A 1262-nucleotide genomic window follows, 5' to 3' on the forward strand; every position below is an offset into this window, starting at 1 on the left:
TAACAGCGAAGGCCCTCATCCAAACTTTCAATTGGGACACAGAGACCAAATCTCTTTTTGCGGCTTTGCTCTTTGCACATGTGCTCGCGGATTTTGTGTTTCTCTGGTATGGATGACTATATTAGTAAACCAGTTCGTCGAGAAGCATTGAGTACAGCTTTAAATAAATGCAGTTTTCCAGCAACAGAAACAATAGTTAAGCAGGAAAAAGCACCTGCGCCAGAATTAGAAATAGCGATCGATAAAGCAGTATTGCAAGAGTTGAAGGAAATGGCAGGAGACGCTCCCGAAATGGTTGTAGAAATAATTGATTGCTATCTGGAAGATACACCCATACTTTTAGATGAAATTAGTCAAGCAATTGAGCAACTACAGCCAGAATTGCTACGAAAATCTGCTCACACCATGAAGTCTAGTAGTGCTTCTATCGGTGCCACAAAGTTATCTGAGCTTTGCAAGAACTTAGAATTTATTGGACGTGGGGGGACTACAGAAGGAGCAAATGTTATTTTATCTCAGGCAAAGGCAGAATATGAAAGGGTTGAGACTGCTTTGCGATATGAACTTCAGACTTATATGTAGAAATAATCCTCTAATTTTAAACAACTCTGAGACTAGTGCCGCTACGCGGAAGTCAAAAGTCAAAAGTCAAAAGTCAAAAGTATTGATTAGTAAGGTTTTTAGGATTTTGTAACTGGTCAGTTATTTCCGCCATTCTGCACTAGGGAATTTGCTGCATCCTGCGCTCACAATAGCTGTCATCTATTGAATATCCCCCTAGACCAAACCAAGAACCTACCAAAGAGCATCATTAATAAGGTGAAACCAACTCGACAAAGGGTATTGATTAATCATCTCGACAAAGACAAGAGCAACGCTAGGGAGCCATCTTTTATCCAACAGACGCCGAAAAGTCTCTGCTGCACCCCAATGCTTAACTAAGGAAAACTAATCGGTATTCTCTACCTGGAAAATCATCTAATATCATGTCCGGTTGAATAGTTATAACAGGACTTACGCAAAATATGCAATTATACGCCATATGTAGGGGCGATTCGCGAATCGCCTCTACAAGATATGGCGGTTCTGCGTAATACCATTTCTCAAAAAGAATGCTATATATGATTGGGTGGGGTAGGGACGCCCTTATGCAACGTCCGTACGGAAGTGTGGGAGGTGTGGGGAGAGGAAAAGTAGGAAAAATCTATAAAATACCGACTAATAATTGTCAAAAACAGACTTTTAATCTTAGTAACTATTGA

At 40.4% G+C, this 1262-nt stretch carries 1 protein-coding gene; it reads left to right on the plus strand.

Going from position 1 to position 1262, the window contains the following annotated elements; all coding sequences use genetic code 11:
- Window positions 1-108 precede the first annotated feature (108 nt).
- Window positions 109-582, plus strand: a complete 474-nt coding sequence (locus F6K22_RS41160) for an Hpt domain-containing protein (RefSeq protein WP_293110965.1) — start codon at window positions 109-111, stop codon at window positions 580-582.
- Window positions 583-1262 lie beyond the last annotated feature (680 nt).

The organism is Okeania sp. SIO2F4, assembly GCF_010672385.1.
Taxonomy (GTDB): domain Bacteria; phylum Cyanobacteriota; class Cyanobacteriia; order Cyanobacteriales; family Microcoleaceae; genus Trichodesmium.

Bases quoted from the DNA above. Each gene is read 5' to 3' on its own strand.
- F6K22_RS41160 (WP_293110965.1), top strand. From the start codon at position 109: ATGGATGACTATATTAGTAAACCAGTTCGTCGAGAAGCATTGAGTACA.